The sequence below is a fragment of the Chamaesiphon sp. OTE_8_metabat_110 genome (assembly GCF_031382685.1).
Taxonomy (GTDB): domain Bacteria; phylum Cyanobacteriota; class Cyanobacteriia; order Cyanobacteriales; family Chamaesiphonaceae; genus Chamaesiphon.
The window spans coordinates 1-18,026 of sequence record NZ_JANMZA010000456.1 but is presented as its reverse complement, the minus strand read 5'-3'; the positions used below and the strand labels follow the sequence as shown (position 1 = coordinate 18,026).

The window sequence follows — 18,026 nt, the reverse complement described above, 5'->3', positions numbered from 1 at the left end:
CTGAAATATTTGCAGACGATCGAGGAAATCCTCAGATCGATCGTAGACTTTTCTTGCTAACCTGTAAACAGCAGCCAGAAGAATTATCTATTAACTATCCAGATGTTTGGAACTACCTTAAACAAGGCGTAGATGCTGGGATATCAGCGCGTTACTTGTGCAGCCATCGATCGTTATGGTATGTGCAAGAAAATAGAGAACCAGCAATATTTTTATGTCCGTATATGGGAAGAAATCAATCTAAAGATAGCAAACCTTTTCGCTTCATTCTTAACCATTCTAAAGCGATCGCCCCAAATGTTTATCTAATGATGTATCCAAAAGAATATTTATCAACTCTATTTGCAACAAATCCAGAACTGCCAAAATATATTTGGCAAGCCCTAAATTCAATCCCAATTCAAAGTCTGATTAATGAGGGTCGTGTTTATGGGGACGGATTGCATAAATTAGAACCAAGAGAATTAGCAAATGCACCAGCAGATCGCCTACTAAAAATCATAGAGAACTATAACCATCCAACATTAGTATAGGTAAAACGAGCCAGTTGTAATTGACATCGTGCGATCGGAAGCGGTACCTATCTACTTATCAGGTTGCATTGGCTGTGAGTTGATTGGGGGTAGCTATGCTGAAAGACATGGGGTTGAAAATTTAATTTTTGGTGCAATTATAACTATTGAGGAGAGTCTCGAAATGCTGGGGATTATTATCGGGATTTGGGGACTAATGACATATATTAACGACAACTATCAGCGAGTTCAGTTCGTGTTCGATCCAGTTGGGAAAAAATTCTAGTTCCCAGCCTCTAAAATCGAAAAATTAGCAACATCAGCACCCGCTTTACAAGCTAGAACGTATGTGTCAAATGCGCAAGTGTGTCATTGGCAATCGGCTCTACTATATCTTACTCTATTTGGCTTTGCCTACGCTACGCGATCGAATATTATGTCTATAACTTTGATTTGTCGGATTAAGAGATGGACTACGATCTATCCCTAGAAATAATCATAGTCCATCCAGAAATCATTCTCACCATAGTTCAAGACAGATTGATTTAGACAAGGGTAATTAGGCTTTGTATGTGCTATGCGATCGAGAGAATTTGGCAACATTTATCTACCTATATTGTCACACCACACAAAAATCCCCGGCTAAAGCTCGATCGATCTGGCGGACTAGATCGATCGGTAAAAATGGTTTGGAAATGGTTTCGACGACACCGAGTTCGGTGAGGAGATCGCGATCGGGTAAATAGCGATTTGCGGTCAAGAGAATCACCGGGATCGATTTACGATCGGTATTAGCTCGCAACTGTCGCAAAAAAGCTAATCCATCCATTTCTGGCATCATCACATCGAGGACGATCGCGTCGGGACTGCTGGTTAAAACTCGATCCAATCCTTCCTGTCCTGATGATACGGCACATACCTCCCAACCTTTGAGTTTGTGCAGACACATCGAGACAACCTCGCGAATATTTCGATCGTCATCAATTACCAAAACTCGTTTGGTAACTTCACTATTTAGATCGCCATTTGAGACTCGATCTTGTTGCGTAGTGCGGGTAGATTTGGAGTGACGGCTCGACTGTTTTTTGTCGAGATATTTATCGAGTGCTTTGACGATCGAGCGCGCTTCGATAGGTTTACCGAGAAATCCATTTGCGCCGACAAATTTGGTACGAACTCTGTCGATCAATCCGTCATTACCCGTTAAAATGATAATCGGCACATCTACTAATGATGGCGTCTTCCGAATTTGTTCGCACACCTCGTAGCCATTAGTCACTGGCATGACTAAATCGAGGAAGATCAAGTCGGGTTTATTTCTGATCAGACTGGGCAAAATTTTGAGGGGATCTTGTACCCCAAAAGCTCTACAACCATGCTCGACGATAATTTTTTCTAAATGTTTGTAGACAGAGAGACTATCATCGATACAAGCAATTAATGGCATGTGGCGATTCTCTTGCACAGAGGCTACGCCAACGGCTCCCAGCTCGCCAGTACCGCCAGGGATAGCGATGTTCACACGATCTAACTCTGAAGTTAGCTGGCGGTCGAGATCTAATTGTCGGCGATCGGTTGTGGCTTGTCTAGCGATCGACAACGTAATCAGTCCAGCTTCGATCGGTTGGGATAAAGATTTAGCTACGTCGAGTAGTTTTTGCTGGTGATGAATTGCCAAACTGCGTAGCGATTTACTACCATCAATCGACGAAATGATAAATTTCAAATCTTGATTATTCGCAAAATCATTAACTTTAGCTGAGGGATGAATCAGCGGAAATAGACTGGGCGCACAAGTTCCTAAGCCATGCTGTTCCCATTCCTGCCACGTTTGAATCGTTTTACTCAGTAGTGGTTTAATATCTAGTAATGGGATAGCTGATTTTAAATTATTATTATTTTCTTTGAGTGTAATGAAGCGATAAGCTAACCGATCTTGTTGATTTTGGCTAAACTGAATGATATCGAATAAAACTTCTGCTGCTGCATACTTTTGAGCAATTTCATTAGAATTTAAAAATATTTCTTGATGATTGTTAGATTTAACTAGTCGATCGAGCGGCACATTTAGGGATGCTAAGGCTAGATTTCTTTCCCACCGCTCGATCGCATCGATGCCGCCACTGATTCCGGCTAATTGTCCTGCCGAAAAACACAACATCCAGCTCGGCACATCTACTACTTGGATAATGAGATTACCACTTAAAGCATTTGCTTTAATATGATTAAATTCCGAGAGTAAATCTCTAAATTTTGCAGTCTTACGCTCGGTGGTACTCATGATTAATTATTTAAATCTCTGGAAAATGAGTGAAATATTATAAATTTAGGCTGACTCGTGCTGATGATAAGTTTAAAAAATCCTCTTGCTCTAAAGTACCCGGCTCAGCACGGCTTCTATACATTGGCTGAGGTAAAATGAAGAAAAACGTACTACCTTGTCCCCACTCACTTTCAGCCCAGATCCGTCCCTGATGCTGCTCGACGATCGATTTACAAATTGCCAGCCCCAAGCCAGTGCCGCCCTTGTCGCGCGAGTCAGAGCTATCAACCTGTTGAAAGCGATTGAAAATGGTTTCGAGTTTATCAGCGGGAATGCCGCGTCCGCAATCTCTAATCGCAAAGCAGATCTGGCGAGTGTTACTGGTGGGAGCCATTCGCACTGAGTCGAGTCTGCCTGCCCGCTCGGGCATCGGTTCGTTAATCTGCGTGACAGCGATCGAGACGCTACTATTAGGGGGAGAAAATTTCATAGCATTACCGAGCAAATTTGTTAATGTTTGGACGATTCGATCGGGTGCCACCCAAATCTGTAAGGGCGGACACTCTAGCACCAGATCCACTCCCGCCGCCGCCGCCGAGCCAGTCATGACATCGATCGCGCGTTGGATGAGCGTATGGGCATCGCACCACTCTTGCTCGATCGAATTAGAATGTGCATCTAACTTATCCAGATCGAGGATATTATTTACCAAGCGCACCAAGCGTTCGGTTTCGATCGAGGCAATCTCGATCATCTGCTTCATTTGCTCCGGCTCGTCATCCATCAAACCCATTGCCAGTAAGCCCAATGCGCCCTGCATCGAAGTTAGTGGGGTGCGGAGTTCGTGGCTGACAATGCCGATGAATTCGTCTTTGAGTGTTTCGACTGCCTGACGCTGCTCCATTTCGGTATTGAGCAGTTGCAGCGTCATTTCTGCTTGTTTGCGTTGTGTCAATTCGAGCTGGGCTAGGGCAAATAGATCTGCTTGCTGAATGGCGATACTGAGTTGATTGCTCAGTTGTTTGACTAGATCGATTTCGGAAGGTTGCCATTGGCGCGGTGCCGAGCAGTGGTGAGCAGTAAGTAGTCCCCATAATTCCTCTCCTTTGAAGATGGGGACGACGACATTTGCCCTGGCTTGAAAACTTTCTAGCAGCACCAGATACCAAGCATCGATTTCGACAGTGTAGATGTCGGCATTTTGAGTAACTACTCCTTGCCGGAAGTCGTCCAGATACGATTCGATGTAAGTATTGGAGATCTGGGTGGTGAGGATCTCTTTCCAACCCATCCCTACCGATTCTACAATGGCTGTCGCTACCCAGTCGGGAGCAAATTTGTAGATAGTAACTCGATCGGTTTGGAGGAACTGTCGCACTTCATTGACAGTAGTATTTAAGATTTCTGGCAAATCGAGCGAGCGGCGAATTTGCACCGTCATATCTAGTACCAACCGCTGGCGTTCCAATTGGTTTTGGAGTAACTGCTGGGCTTGCTGGCGGGCGTCGATATTCACGACAGTCCCGATCGTCCGAATCGCCTCGCCAATGGCATTAAAATACACCTCTCCCCGCGTCTCGATCCAATGAATGCTTCCATCTGCCCAAACGATCCGAAACTGATGGCACAGGCTGGTATGAGACTCGATCGATTCCACGACACATTGATGCACCATTGCCCGATCTTCGGGATGAATACAGCGATCGAAAGTTTCATAATTGCCATCAAAACTTCCCGGAGCTAAGCCAAATAACTCTTCATGTTCGCGGTTCCATTGAATGTGTCCATTCAACAGATTCCAATCCCAAATCCCCATCTGTGCGGAGGCGAGTGCCAATCGCAACTGTTCTTCTTTGTGATTTAATACTTTCAGGTGTCGATCGTTTTGAACCTGGAGATCGGCGACTTGACGCAGTAGTTCGCCTTGTTTGATCGCATGATGCAGCGACAGTCGCAAATTTTCTGTGGTTAGTACTGATTTGCTCAGATATTGTTGAGCGCCAGATTCGATCGCTTGACTGGCTAGGTTCTCTTTGTTGTACTCTGTTAGCAGCACCACGGGGAGATCGGGTTTCTCGATCTGCTGTTGCAGCGCGTGCAAGAACTCCAGCCCATTCATGTCTGGCAAGATATAATCGAGCAAAATCGCATCGGGTTTGGCGATCCGGTATTGTTTCAATCCCTCTGCACCCGTCTCTGTCTCGATGATGGTGTAGTCATAGCGATTGTCTTGGCTCAAATAATCTCGTAACTTGCTGCGGTACGATCGAGAGTCCTCGACAATCAAAATAGTCCGCGATTTGTCGTGCGTCATGTCCATTTTTGGCTAGTATCTACAATCTGGCATATCGTCGATATCTAAGCAGATGCGAAACGTTACTGGTTATATAATGCCCAAAAGCGATCGGGTTGGCTCAGCTTCTGGAAACTAGGAGCTAAATTCTCTAGATATTCGACGATGGGGATTCTTGGGGCGGAGATCTTCGGTACACTTTTAGATAAGTATCTCAATCATAGATCGATGCACGTACTCTCGATTCCCACTTGGATTATTCATATTTCTAGCGTCATTGAGTGGATGACGGCGATCTGGCTGATTTGGCGCTATGCTGAGGCGAGTGGTAATCTGGCATGGCGGAGTCTGTCGTTTGGGATGTTACCTGCACTGGTGAGTGCGATGTGTGCTTGTACGTGGCATTTTTTTGATAATACGCCCACGCTAGAGTGGCTGGTGACTCTACAAGCAGCGATGACGGTGGTGGGCAATGGCACGATGTGTCTGGCTGCTTGGCAGATTAGTAAACAGTCAGTAGTGAATAGTGGATCGTGAATAGTGAATAGATCGCGTAGGGTGGGCACTGCCCACCAGCTATGATTTAAGCAATTTCTATCTATTAATTATTTGCAAATAAGTAGATAGATCGCGTAGGGTGGGCAGTGCCCACCAGCTATGATTTAAGCAGTTTCTATCTAATAAATATCTGAATGTAGCTACTTATGCCCTCATTAATTGAATTAATCTTTTCTAAAGAAACATTATTTGCAGTGTCTTTATTTCCATACTTGGGATTTTTGTGGTTTATGACCAAAAAAATTCCTACTCCCAAGGTGGCGCTAATTGGATTTTATCTAACTTTATTATTTGTAGCGGTAACAATTCCCATTGGGGCTTACGCTCAATTAACTTTGCATAAGTCTTTAGCAGATGTCGATCTGCTACATGGTGGTGCCGAGTTTTTTTTAACGCTATCGAATATCACGATCGCGATCGGTTTTAGTCAGGCTTTGAAATCGACTAAACCCAAATCTCAACCATCGGCAGATCGATAAGATGGCAAATCTTCCAGCTTGCGCGATCGGATTAGGGAGTAATTTAGGTGAGTCGTTGGTAATTTTAACTGGCGCGATCGAGAGACTAAAAATACATCCGCAAATTAAGCTTTTAGACGTTTCTAGCTGGTATCATACTGCCCCGATCGGGCCACCGCAGCCAGATTATTTGAACGGTTGTGCGACCGTTGAGACTAGTCTGAGCGCATTAGAATTATTGAGTGTCTTACAGTCGATCGAGACTGAGTTCGGACGGGTGCGAGGTGAGGTGTGGGGAGCGCGGACTTTAGATCTAGATTTATTGTTATATAGCGATCGAGTTATCGATTTGCCGACTTTACAGGTGCCCCATCCGCACATGTGCGATCGCGCATTCGTCCTCGTACCACTAGCTCAAATCGCACCCGATTGGCTCGAACCAAAATCGGGCGATTCGATCGCTACCCTCGCCAGCAAGCTAGAATGTTCTGATATTAAGTTAATTAAATAGAAACTAAATATCAATTATCTGCTTGGTGCGCTCAACCGTCGGGGAACAGAGGCGTGCGCGCATCCGCAATTATCAATTATTAATTAAAACCATGCCTTTAGGAAACGAGCCAGCGAAGATATTACAAAATAAATTATCTTATCAAGGACGTAAATTTTCGTTTAATGTCGATCGAATCGAGCTTCCTAATGGTGCAATTGGGGAATGGGAATCAATTCATCATCCTGGCGGTGCGTTAGCAGTGCCGATTACGCCTGAAGGCAAATTGGTATTAGTCAAACAATATCGCTTTCCGACTCAGGGACGTATTTTAGAGTTCCCGGCGGGGACATTGGAAATAGGTGAAGATCCCGCCGAGACGATCGCCCGGGAGCTACAGGAAGAGACGGGATATCGGGCGGAAAAATGGCAAAAATTAGGTGAGTTTTTTCTAGCACCGGGTTATTGCGATGAGATTATTTATGCTTTTTTGGCACAAGATCTGGCGAAATTAGCAGTTCAACCTGCGGGTGATGATGACGAAGATATTAGTGTCGTTTTGATGACGCCAGCCGAATTTGAGGCGGCGATTGATGCTGGCGAACCGATCGATGCTAAGTCAATTGCGGCTTATTTTCTAGCGCGGAAGTTTTTGGAATAGGGAATAGGGAATAGGGAATAGGGGATAGGGGGTAGATATTTGCTGAATCGTAAATCTTACTGCTAATTAGCAATGCCGATCGTCGGTCGAGCCAATTACTCGATCGACATGGATATATGTCTGGAATGGTTGCCGAGTCTTGACGATCGACGATTTTGCGTCAAGAATGGTTAACGATCGTTGCAGATCGGGGAGCGATCGTTCGATAATGAAGATGCTAGTGCCATATAACCTTCAGAGTTATTTTAGATTATGAGCGTTCAACTTATCTTACCAATTCTGACTATTCCCTTCATTCTGGGCGTACTATTTTTTGGCACCCGTAATGGCTTCTATGATTCGGACAAATATCACGGAAACGGCTCGGCTCACTAAATAAGCGAACTGCCGTTGGCGTTGTCTACTATGGGCGAGCGCCCAGATATCTATAAAAGCAGCGGATTTATCCTGGACTTTCCCCTTGTCTACGCGACCTCAACCTAGTAACGAAGATTTGGTCTGCCTTCCCTATGGCGTGGGTCATGGTGATGAAGGCGTGTGTTTGTTAGTCAAGATGGGGCCATATCGGATCTTATTAGATTGTGGACTGACGGATATATCACCGCTGATTGATGCTGATGGTCTGCCTGTTTGCGATTTAGTTATCTGTAGTCACGCTCACGCCGATCATGCGCGGGGGTTGCTGGCGCTGCATCGTGCTGCGCCGAAATTACCGATTTATAGCAGCGAAGTTACCAGCCTACTACTACCGCTCAATTGGTTGGAGGTAGCGGCTCAAGTGCCCCAAATCGGGCAGGCTTTGCCGTGGCGCAGATCGATCGAGTTTCAAGATGGCTTGTCTGCCGAACTATTTCCAGCGGGACATTTACCGGGTGCGGCGGCGGTATTGTTGACTTACACGGGTTTTTATCAGTCTTATAGCGTCTTTTATACTGGCGACTTTTTCTTATCAAATTCGCGCTTGGTCGATGGCTTGCACCTCGACTCGATTCGCAATCTCAATCCCGATGTCTTGATTGTTGAGGGGAGTTACGGGACGGCTCGTCATCCCCATCGCCGCAAGCAGGAAAATACGCTGATGGCGCGGATCGATCTAGCGATTACCCAGCAGCAGTCAATTATTTTACCAGTCAATAATCTCGGCATCGCCCAAGAATTACTGATCTTGCTGCGGAGTCATCATCTATTTACCGGACGCGATATCGATATCTGGGTAGATGGCAAGATTGCCGCTGGCTGCGATGCTTATTTATCGCTACTCCCAAATTTTCCGCCAGCGGTGCAAAACTTCGCTCGGCATCAATCGCTATTTTGGGATGAAAAGGTGCGTCCGCACGTCCGTCAGCTCACCCCAGCAAATCAGATAAGCATTCACCAGCGGCAGTGTATCATCATCACCGAGATCGATCGCGATCTCAACCTGTATACGGCGGGACACCCTTTTCCCTGGTTGGTATTATCCCCATCCTCACCGCATGGGACGACGGTACCTCCCAACACTACCAACCAACTTACTAGCGAAACTTATTTGCTCAGCGAGCACTCTGACGGTGCGGGTACGGCGCAATTAATTCATAATATCCGCCCCAAACATGTGGTGTTCGTACATGGTCGTGTGCCATATCTAGCAGATCTCACCGCCTTAGAAGAACTGCAAAATCGCTACCATCTCCACTCGCCAGCAGCGGGGACATTAGTTTCCTTGCCAGTTGGCGATACCTTTGTCCAACCCGCACCGCCAGCCGATCCCAACTATGAAGGCGAACTGACCGAACTCGAAAGCGAGATTAATATTACCTTACCCACGGCGATTTCTAGCGACCCGCGCTGGCATAATTTTGCCGATACCGGACTGCTCGAAGCCAGATGGCAAGGGGAAGAGATCGTGCTCAGAGGGATCTCTCAGCGCGAAACGATCGATCGTCAGCAAGAACTTAAATTAGACCCCAGCGTTCACTGTTGTGGCAACTGTCGCTATCAACGCGGCGCTCGCTGTCATAATTTGCGATCGCCCCTCAATGGCTTTCGTGTCACCCCCGATGGCTTTTGTCCAGCGTTTGAATTCACGTAAAGGGGTAAGGGTAAGGGGTAAAAGGTAAAAGGTAAGAGGTAAAAGGTAAGAGGTAAAGAGAACCGCAATTGTCCCCTAGTCCCCTATCCCCTATTCCCTATCCCCTATTCCCTATCCCCTACTGACATGTTTTTACTCGATCGGGGCAAGCTAAGTAAGTGACAGACGATCGAGATATACTGTCAAAATCGATCGCAATTATTGTTATCCTCGCCCGTCCAAAATACATGTTCCGCACGCCTAAATTTGCCTCGCTTCGGACTCGAATCGGTCGCCGACTACCTTTATCAGTAGTGACAATTTTGGGTGTGAGTTTGGGGGTGATGGGGCTGGTTGTCGGTGCCAAGTATTTGGGGTGGTGGGAAATGGGCGAATTGAGTGTTTACGACCAGAGCGTGCGCTGGAAGTCACCGCTACCGCCAGACCCGCGCATTTTAATCGTGGCGATTACCGAAGACGATCTGAATCGGGCGAAAGTTTGGCCGTTGCCCGATCGTACCATTGCCAAAGTCATCCAAAAATTGACCGATGCCAAAGCTAAAGTCATCGGTTTAGATATGTTTCGTGCCAATCCCGTCGAGCCGGGAAGCGCCCAACTGACTAAAATTTGGGATAGCAACGATGTGATTATTCCGGGTTGTCACCATCGCAGTCTCAAAAATCCCGGCATCGCGGGGCCGCCAGGAATTCCCGCCGAACAGTTGGGATTTGTAGATCTGTTAGTCGATCGCGATAGTATCGTGCGGCGAAGTGTGTTGTTTATGTCGCGCGACCCCAAATCGCCATGTACGAGCGAGACGAGTTTTGCGCTCCAGCTCGCCCAAGAATACCTAATCCGGCAGCATCAAATCAAAGGTAAGTTTGACTCAAATGAAGAATTTCACATCGCTAGAGCGCATTTTAGACCCATCTCCGGCAATGATGGGGGCTATCAACATGCCGAGGATGGGGGCTATCAGATTTTGCTCAATTACAGAGCTAGTAGTGCCCAGACAAGCGGCAAAAATGGCGTGGCGCAGATCGTCACGATGTCGGATCTCTTAGACGATCGAGTCGATCCTAAATTAATTAAAGATCGGATCGTCGCGATCGGTTCGACTGCTAGCTCCCTCAAGGATGAATTTTTAACCCCTTATAGTGCCGGGAAGTCTGAAGATGCCACGATGCCAGGGGTCTTGGTTCACGCCCAAATTACCAGTCAAATTCTCAGCGCGGTACTCGACGATCGACCCTTGTGGTGGTTTATTCCCAACTGGCTCGAAGGGATCTGGATCGGCGGTTGGTGTCTGACGGGAAGTATCCTCGCCTGGTACATGCGCCACCCGATCCGCTTATTATTAGCGGCTAGCGGTGCGGCGATCCTGCTTGTCGGCGGCTTTGCGATCGCGTTTGTAAATGCAGGTTGGATTCCCTTAGTAAGCCCATTTATCGGCCTCATTGCCAGCAGTATCGGCGTATTGGGATTGACGAGCTACAACACCCAGCAGCAGCAAAAACAGATGCAGAATTTAGTAACCGATCGCGAATTGGCGATCGCCGAACTCAAGTTTTTGCTCGCGAAAACGGCACCCCAAGCGACCGCCCTCCATGTATTACCCCCGCCAGCTCTACCCGCCACGACGATGGCGGCGACTATCGAAATCGACCCCGATTTGACTATTCCCCATCCAGCAGATGTCACTCTCAAACAAGAGCAAACCCCCAGTACCGCGCTCAGTGCCAGCGTGATGGCTCCGAACTGTCTGCTCGATGGTCGCTATCAAGCTGAGTCTACCCTGGGCGCGGGTGGATTTGGTGTCACCTACCTAGCGCGGGATACCAAGCGTCCCGGTAAGCCGCAGTGCGTTATCAAGCAATTAGTCCCAGCGCGCCGCGATGCTAATTTTGTCAATTTGGCACGGCGGTTATTTAATACCGAGGCGGAAATTCTCTCTAAATTGGGGCATCACGCTCAGATTCCCCACTTGCTCGCTTATTTCGAGCATCAGCAGGAGTTTTATCTCGTTCAGGAATTTATCGATGGGACGCCACTCGATCGCGAATTAGAAGGTGCAACCGCACCGTGGAGCGAAGCTAAGGTGCTGGATTTATTGCGTCAGTTGTTGCCAGTGCTGGGTTTTATCCACTCGCAGCATGTGATCCATCGCGATCTCAAACCGGGAAATATCATCCGCGATCGCCATCACGGTAGACTGGTGCTGATCGATTTTGGGGCAGTTAAGGAAATTCAGCCGCTATCTGACGATCGCAATGTGACGATCGCGATCGGGACGCGAGGCTATACGCCACCGGAACAGTATGCGGGACAGCCTAACTATACTAGCGATATCTATGCTCTGGGTACGATCGCGATCGAAGCTCTAACCAATACTCATCCGCGCTATCTCCCGATCGATGATACTAATGGGAATCTCATTTGGCAAGATCGGGCGATCGTGTCTCCCGTACTCGCGCAAATTTTGGATAAGATGGTGGCTTATCATTTTCGCGATCGGTATCAGTCGGCGACGGCGGTGTTGATGGATTTGCCGTAGAGGGTAAGGGGGAAAGGGGAAAGGGGAAAGGTAAGAGGTAAAAGGTAAAAGGTAAAAGGTAAGAGGTAAAACCCACATTCCGCACTTCATAAAATCACTGCCTAAAAAGCTTTATTTTTCGTTAAAGTAGGGTGTGTTATCCAGTCAGGGTAACGCACCGCCCAGGCTCGAACGAGGATCGGTGCGTTTTGCTGGCGCAGAAACACACCCTACTTTGACTACGCAATCGAAAAATTGAAGTAATAAAACTTTGTAGGGTGGGCACTGCCCACCGTCTATATTTAACGATTATGTCATACAATAATTTTACGCTAGAATCTGTTATCGAACAGTTTGAATTAAGGTTGATAGATAATTCTTTTTGCGAGCAGTTACCTCCGATCGAACCGAAGCCAGAATTTCTAAATATTTTCACCGATCTTCTTCCTTTAGGCGAGAAAGCTAGAACAGAAAAAGCTAAATCAGAATTATTGGTTAGTCCGATTTTAGTTGAAGCCAGAAGGTTGTCTGAAAAACGGGTGCAACTGTTCTCTGGTGAGGAGTTTAATGTAGACCAGAGTAAAGGTTTAAATGGTTTTTGTGATTTTCTGTTTAGCAGATCTGAAAATCCATTCACGATCGATGCTCCAGTGTTAATGCTGGTTGAAGCTAAGCGTGGAGAAATTGAAAATGGATTGGGTCAATGTGTCGCGGAAATGTTAGCTGCTCAAAGGTATAATCAACTTAAAAATAAAGATATTTCAACTATTTATGGTTGCGTGACTAGTGGTATTCTATGGCAGTTTCTCAAATTGGAAGGTTCTGATGTAACGATTGACTCTCGCAACTATTTGGTCGATCCAGTGCAAAAAATTCTTGGTGTTATTAAATGGATGTTAAGGTAATTAATTATTAATTATTACCTCCCTGGTTCAAAATCCGCAGCAGTTGGCGGAAACAGATCTGGCTTAATTTCGAGCGATCGCACCCGTCCTTGGCGATCGAGTTGTAATTTGAGGTTTTCACCGATGGTGCTGGCTTCTACTTGCTGCTGGACGTCACTGGGGGTAGAGATCGGGCGACCTGCGACTTGAATGATTACATCGCCGGGTAAGATGCCCGCCGTCTCTGCTGGCGAACCTGCGACCACTTCTGTCACGATCGCGCCGCGTTTGGCGGTGAGTTTCGATCTCAGACTGGGTTCTTTGGCAATCCCCGCTTGAAGTTCGGCGGTGAGGGGAATCATCTGGACGCCTAGATAAGGATGCCGCACTTTACCTGTGGCAAATAGTTGGGTGGTAATCCGCGTCACCGTCCGCATGGGAATGGCAAAACCCACACCCTGAGCGTCGGCGCGAGTGGCGGTGGTAATGCCGATCGCTTCACCGCGTCCATTGAGTAAGGGGCCGCCGGAATTGCCGGGATTGATGGCGGCGTCGGTTTGAATAAAACTCACCCGCTTGTCGGGAACGCCGACTTGGGAACTGCTGCGTCCGGTAGCACTGACGATACCGACAGTGACGGTATTATCTAAGCCCAAAGGATTGCCGATCGCGATCGCCCATTCGCCCGGTAGCAGTCGCTCGGAGTCACCTAATTTGACGGTGGGCAAGTCTTTGGCAGCCACTTTGAGAACGGCGACATCGGTGACTCGATCGATTCCCACGACTTTGCCCGCTAATACGCGCCCATTTTGGAGTGTAACTTTGACTCGATCGGTACCATCGACGACATGAGCATTGGTGACGATGCGACCGTCAGCACTCAGGATTAAGCCCGAACCCGTGCCTTTTTCGGTTCGTTCGCGGAGCGTCCGCCTTGCGGAATCGGCTGTAGTGGATTTGTCGATCGACCGATCGCTCGTGGGGTTTTGACTGACTGACTCGGTGGCATCGACTTTGACGACGGCGGGGCTGACTTTTGCCACTACTGTGGTGATAAAGTTATCGTTGTCGGTCTGGATTGCCTGGGAGAAAATTGGTAAAGTTGCACCGGGCGGTGGGTTGAGAGCGGCAGCAGTGGTCTGTAATGGTAATTGTGAGCGTTGTTGCTGCCATAAATAGTTACCCAAAACCGCACCAGTGAGGCTACCAACGATGACTAAAAGCGTCCCTATGGAGAATTTTCGGTGCCGGATACCCATAGCGATCGGATAACAAATAGATATACCTAAATTCTCGCTCCAATCGCATAAATACTCAAGCTCTCAGCCGTTTGGCGGATCTCCTAGTTAGGAAATCGATCGCTCACAACTCGCCTCTAATTATCGCGATCGCGATGGTGAGTACCAGACAGCCAATTAAAGCAATGCCCAGCATCAATAACGCAAACAGTTCGCCCCCAGAGAGCGGTCGATCGGTCGGATCGAGATAGGCAGATGAGCGATACTTATCGGGACGGGATGCCAGCGGCTGAAAAGTGGGGGGAGATTGGACGACAAAGAGCCGTGAATAGCCGATCTCTAAATCGTATGTCAAGCGGCGTTCGGGGTGGCTGATGGTCGCATAAGCCTCATTTAAGGATTGAAATTTGACGGTGGCGACGGCGGTAGCCAGACTGGTAGTATCGGGATGGTACTTTTTGCTCATCTCCCGATAAGCACGCCGAATCTCGATCGCGGATGCGCTGGGATGGATGCCCAATAAATCGTAGTAAGTTTGCTGCTGTTTGCTATTCACCAGACAAGATTTGAGTAGTTAGCTAAAGTTAGAGGCGATGCTCTCGCGGTGCAAATCCGCTGGAGAATTGCGACTGATAAAATAGCCCGCAAATACTCGCCAATAATAACCAAGCTAACGTATTTAAGCGCAGATCTGGGAGTGTCACATCAGTCATGTTAAAGGCGATAAACCCGCCAAAGGCCATCAAATAGGTGAAAAATATCGTCCGCGAGTGCCGCCATTCGATCGGAAAATCGAGAAATAACCGCGTCCCACAGGTGACGATCCAGCCGACGATGCCTACTAGGCAGATCGTCGCGGGCAGTCCCAAACTAGCGCTGAGCATGACTACTACGTTATGGGGCTGCGGTACCCAGATCTGACTGTAGGCTTGATAGAGATTGCCAAAACTTTGCATTCCCCAGCCAGTGAGCGGACGTTCCTGGATTAGTTTCCCGGCAAATTTAAACTGGGCGACTCGCGTCAGGGCGTCAGGACGATTCGGGTACATCTCGTCAGTAATTCGCGCCCAAAAGTAGCGGGGGACGATCGCGCGCAGGGGTTCTTTGAGGGGCGATGGTGCGTATGCTGAACTAAAAATTACCGCCATTAGCGCCGTTACTAATCCCAAAATTCCGTACCAAGATTGATAAGCCGCAAAGACTAGCATACTGACGATCGCGCCACCCCAAGCCGATCGCGAACTAGTCAGAATCAGGGCACCACCACCCAAGAGCAGCAAGCTACTCAGATAAATTAACTTGGGCGATTTCCACACCGCCACTGGGGGTAACTTGGCTGACACATCATTACACCGCCGCTCCCAAGTATCCACCCACAAGCCCAAACCAAAGATAAATACCATCTGTAAGTATTCGGCAAAGCCAGTCGCATAGCCAAATAATGAGGACATCCGCCCGAGCGGATTACCGCCGGGATGCAGCCCAAAAATCTGGATCGGACTGCCCATGACACTCAGTTCGCCGCCCCATCCCAACCACAATTCCCCATATCCGATTAGAATCACCGGAATCGCTGAGAGTAGAAAAATCCACGCCAATTGTCGTAACTGCTCTAGGGTTTGGATCAGCACGCTATAAGCGGCAAAAAAGCCGAAAAAGGGCACGAGATTGGCTAAGCCGAGTAGGGCATCTCCCGGCGAGACGCCAAATAACGATACCCCGATCGCCCAGACACTCCAGATTGCCAGCAACCAATTGACTCGATGGCGCAAAATTTCGCGCCTAGCTTTGACCCATGTTAATACTAAGGCGATAAAAATCGGCAGCACCCCGAGCGCGGGTAAGATCGGAAAAATCAGGAAGCCAATTCTCGCAAAGCTCCACGCTGACTGGAGTTGCGGCTTGGGATGTTGCCAATTTGCGCCGGGAATTAGGGACAGAAAGTTAGGCATCAGTGGCACGATCGAGGATGGGAGTTACGGGAGCGGTGACAAAATCTGGCTCGTCAACGCCGGGGTAAAAGCTCGCTACGATGCCGACGAGCAACCACCATAAGGTTTGAATCTGGGGACGATACCATTCGGTATCGGTGGTACCTTGCCCGATCGTGGCGACAATTGCCACGATCGCGGCAATCAGCCAATAAGCTTGGGGATTCCCGGTCGATCGCAACTTTGCTAAACCTTTAATGCCACAGTTAATTGTTACGGCGATCGACCATAGTAGAGCAGCGAAGCCGATAAAGCCAATTTCGACGATCGTTTCTAAGAAGATCGAGTAGGCTGCTAGCGCGCCGAAGCGGGGGCTAGTTTGATAAATGGGATAAATCTTCTTAAATACCCGATCTCCTGGCCCAAAGCCCCAAATAGGTCGATCGTGAATCATTTTACTGACGGCTTTCCAGACTTCGAGCCGGACGTTATTACTACTATCTTTGCCACCGCTAAAAATACTCAATACCCGATCGCGCAGCATCGGTACAGCGATAATTGCCAACCCACCGACGACAAACATCACGCCTAAAGCGATCGGTAATGCCCATGATTTCCAAAATTTGGGCAATGTCGGGCGCAACCAATAGTACACCAACGCCGCCGCCACGATCGCGCCCAAGATCGCTCCTACCCAAGCACCGCGACAGTAAGTAACTTGCAAGCAATAGGTATTTGTCACTACCATCACGATCGCCAGAGTCTTCTGCATCCAACCGCTCCAGATAAAATAAGCAGCGACACTAAATGCGATCGCGGGTAATAGATATGCTGCCAAGAGATTGGGATTGTTGAGATAGCTATATGCCCGCGTGGTTTTGGATAGAGTAGACTCCGCATCGACCCAATTTCCGAGCTGTTTGGCACCATAAATCGACTGATGAATGCCATACGCACTGACAATTACCGCCAGATGCAGGTAAATCCCGATCAGCCAGCTCCGAATTCGGGCGGAGCGACACAACCGCGCTAACATCACAAACAAGATCAGATACAAACTGACTAAGTTTAGCCCCCGCAGGGCGGCATCCTTAACGGGCGATAAACCCGTGGAGATTGCCGAGATCGTCCAAAATACTAGCAGCGTGATGTGAATGGGCGTAATGCCCCCACCGCGATTATCGACTAGAGTCAGCAGTACCCAGAAAGCTGCTATGGCTCCCATGACTAGGGCAATAGTTTCGGTGGAGAGTCCTGGTGTGGACGGCACAAATGGCGACATCACAAAGACGATCGATGTCAAAATCGCGCCAATTTCGTCGCCCCACTGCATCAGCCAACTCTGTTGTCGCCAAGATTGCAAGCAGCCCACCCAGCGATGCAGATAACTAGCATCAACCCATCTATTTGGGGATATGTCTGATAATGTCAGGCGTTGCCACAAAGAATACATCAAATTATTCGATAGTTGATAGTTTTGGCGATCGAGGCTATCGTCGCTGTTCCACAATCATATTACCGTCAAAACCTGTAAGTACTCAAAAGGCACCCTGAATCAATTTGTCAGGGTGCCCTTTGTTGTTAGTTTGGGATATGGCTTAGTTACTAAGCGGGACGGCAAATGTTAGATATTAGTGAGCTGCGATTTTTCTAGCGGAGGCAGAACCCGGATCTGGGGGTTGTCTTGTCTTGTCTCGCTAAACCCTCGGCAAAGCCGAGGAGCGCGAGCCGAGTTCAGCGCTCGACCTGGAGGGAACCTCCGTGATGCGCGCGTCGCTCCGACCCCCAGCCCCCCCGTTGAAAGCGGCTCGCGCACGCCTTTGTTCCCCGACGGTTTAGCAAGACAAGACAGGCGGAACGCGTCTTGACCGAAAGCCATGGGTCGGGAACCTCCGCGTGATTTCGGTCGCCGCCTTCTCAAACTCTCCTGCGTATGGTTCGTTCGCGTAGCGTCTCCGTTAGGAGAATCTGTGTGATAGCGTGGTGCGGCATTCATTCCATTTGAGATTTTAGTTTAAGATCTCGTAGATAGAAGTAGATCTCGTAGGGTGGGCAATGCCCACCACATAGGTTTCAGAAAATAGCATATATCTAATAAATATTTGTAATAACCCAATTAAAAAGAGCGGCAACTTCTAATTTGAGAAGTTGTCA

Annotated in this window: 14 protein-coding genes and 1 pseudogene; 9 read left to right on the top strand and 6 right to left on the bottom strand. The window is 48.1% G+C overall.

What is annotated here, in order from left to right; all coding sequences use genetic code 11:
* Window positions 1-533: pseudogene (locus RMO52_RS16870) on the top strand (SAM-dependent DNA methyltransferase); the annotation flags it as partial.
* Window positions 534-1,131: 598 nt separating this feature from the next.
* On the opposite strand, the gene RMO52_RS16865 reads toward RMO52_RS16870, so the two are convergent.
* Together RMO52_RS16865 and RMO52_RS16860 are read right to left on the bottom strand one after the other, a co-directional pair.
* On the bottom strand, window positions 1,132-2,793 hold the full coding sequence (locus RMO52_RS16865; RefSeq protein ID WP_310416467.1) for a response regulator: 1,662 nt from the start codon (window positions 2,791-2,793) through the stop codon (window positions 1,132-1,134).
* A gap of 37 nt (window positions 2,794-2,830) precedes the next feature.
* A complete protein-coding gene (locus tag RMO52_RS16860; protein WP_310416464.1) occupies window positions 2,831-5,089 on the bottom strand; it encodes an ATP-binding protein in 2,259 nt (752 codons plus the stop codon).
* 207 nt (window positions 5,090-5,296) lie between these two features.
* On the opposite strand from RMO52_RS16860, the gene RMO52_RS16855 reads away from it, so the two are divergent.
* The 8 genes from RMO52_RS16855 to RMO52_RS16820 all read left to right on the top strand — a co-directional run bounded on the left by RMO52_RS16855 (window position 5,297) and on the right by RMO52_RS16820 (window position 12,724).
* A complete protein-coding gene (locus tag RMO52_RS16855; protein WP_309744736.1) occupies window positions 5,297-5,605 on the top strand; it encodes a DUF2499 domain-containing protein in 309 nt (102 codons plus the stop codon).
* A gap of 167 nt (window positions 5,606-5,772) precedes the next feature.
* Window positions 5,773-6,105: a DUF3593 domain-containing protein gene (locus tag RMO52_RS16850; RefSeq protein WP_309744728.1), complete on the top strand. Its 333-nt coding sequence runs from the start codon at window positions 5,773-5,775 to the stop codon at window positions 6,103-6,105.
* 1 nt (window position 6,106) lies between these two features.
* On the top strand, window positions 6,107-6,595 hold the full coding sequence (gene folK, locus RMO52_RS16845) for a 2-amino-4-hydroxy-6-hydroxymethyldihydropteridine diphosphokinase (protein WP_310416459.1): 489 nt from the start codon (window positions 6,107-6,109) through the stop codon (window positions 6,593-6,595).
* Window positions 6,596-6,686: 91 nt separating this feature from the next.
* A complete protein-coding gene (locus RMO52_RS16840; protein WP_310416455.1) occupies window positions 6,687-7,235 on the top strand; it encodes an NUDIX hydrolase in 549 nt (182 codons plus the stop codon).
* Between the two features lie 252 nt (window positions 7,236-7,487).
* Window positions 7,488-7,610, top strand: a complete 123-nt coding sequence (locus RMO52_RS16835; protein WP_310416452.1) for a hypothetical protein — start codon at window positions 7,488-7,490, stop codon at window positions 7,608-7,610.
* 85 nt (window positions 7,611-7,695) lie between these two features.
* The gene (locus RMO52_RS16830; RefSeq protein WP_309738575.1) at window positions 7,696-9,306 is read left to right on the top strand and encodes an MBL fold metallo-hydrolase; all 1,611 of its coding nucleotides are present in this window, start codon (window positions 7,696-7,698) and stop codon (window positions 9,304-9,306) included.
* A gap of 158 nt (window positions 9,307-9,464) precedes the next feature.
* Entirely contained in the window at window positions 9,465-11,840 is a 2,376-nt protein-coding gene (locus RMO52_RS16825) for a CHASE2 domain-containing serine/threonine-protein kinase (RefSeq protein WP_310416448.1), read from the top strand.
* A gap of 290 nt (window positions 11,841-12,130) precedes the next feature.
* The gene (locus tag RMO52_RS16820) at window positions 12,131-12,724 is read left to right on the top strand and encodes a hypothetical protein (RefSeq protein ID WP_309739743.1); all 594 of its coding nucleotides are present in this window, start codon (window positions 12,131-12,133) and stop codon (window positions 12,722-12,724) included.
* A gap of 14 nt (window positions 12,725-12,738) precedes the next feature.
* Here the strand turns inward: RMO52_RS16820 and RMO52_RS16815 are convergent, their stop codons facing one another.
* The 4 genes from RMO52_RS16815 to RMO52_RS16800 all read right to left on the bottom strand — a co-directional run bounded on the left by RMO52_RS16815 (window position 12,739) and on the right by RMO52_RS16800 (window position 17,325).
* Window positions 12,739-13,962 carry a trypsin-like peptidase domain-containing protein gene (locus RMO52_RS16815; protein WP_310416444.1) on the bottom strand — a complete coding sequence of 408 codons (1,224 nt, stop codon included), beginning with the start codon at window positions 13,960-13,962 and terminating at the stop codon, window positions 12,739-12,741.
* Window positions 13,963-14,065: 103 nt separating this feature from the next.
* Entirely contained in the window at window positions 14,066-14,497 is a 432-nt protein-coding gene (locus tag RMO52_RS16810; RefSeq protein WP_310416441.1) for a J domain-containing protein, read from the bottom strand.
* Window positions 14,498-14,525: 28 nt separating this feature from the next.
* Window positions 14,526-15,893 (bottom strand): O-antigen ligase family protein, encoded by a 1,368-nt coding sequence (locus RMO52_RS16805; protein WP_310416437.1) that lies wholly within the window; start codon window positions 15,891-15,893, stop codon window positions 14,526-14,528.
* The gene (locus RMO52_RS16800; protein WP_310416434.1) at window positions 15,886-17,325 is read right to left on the bottom strand and encodes an IctB family putative bicarbonate transporter; all 1,440 of its coding nucleotides are present in this window, start codon (window positions 17,323-17,325) and stop codon (window positions 15,886-15,888) included. The genes RMO52_RS16805 and RMO52_RS16800 overlap by 8 nt, the downstream gene beginning before the upstream one ends.
* Window positions 17,326-18,026 lie beyond the last annotated feature (701 nt).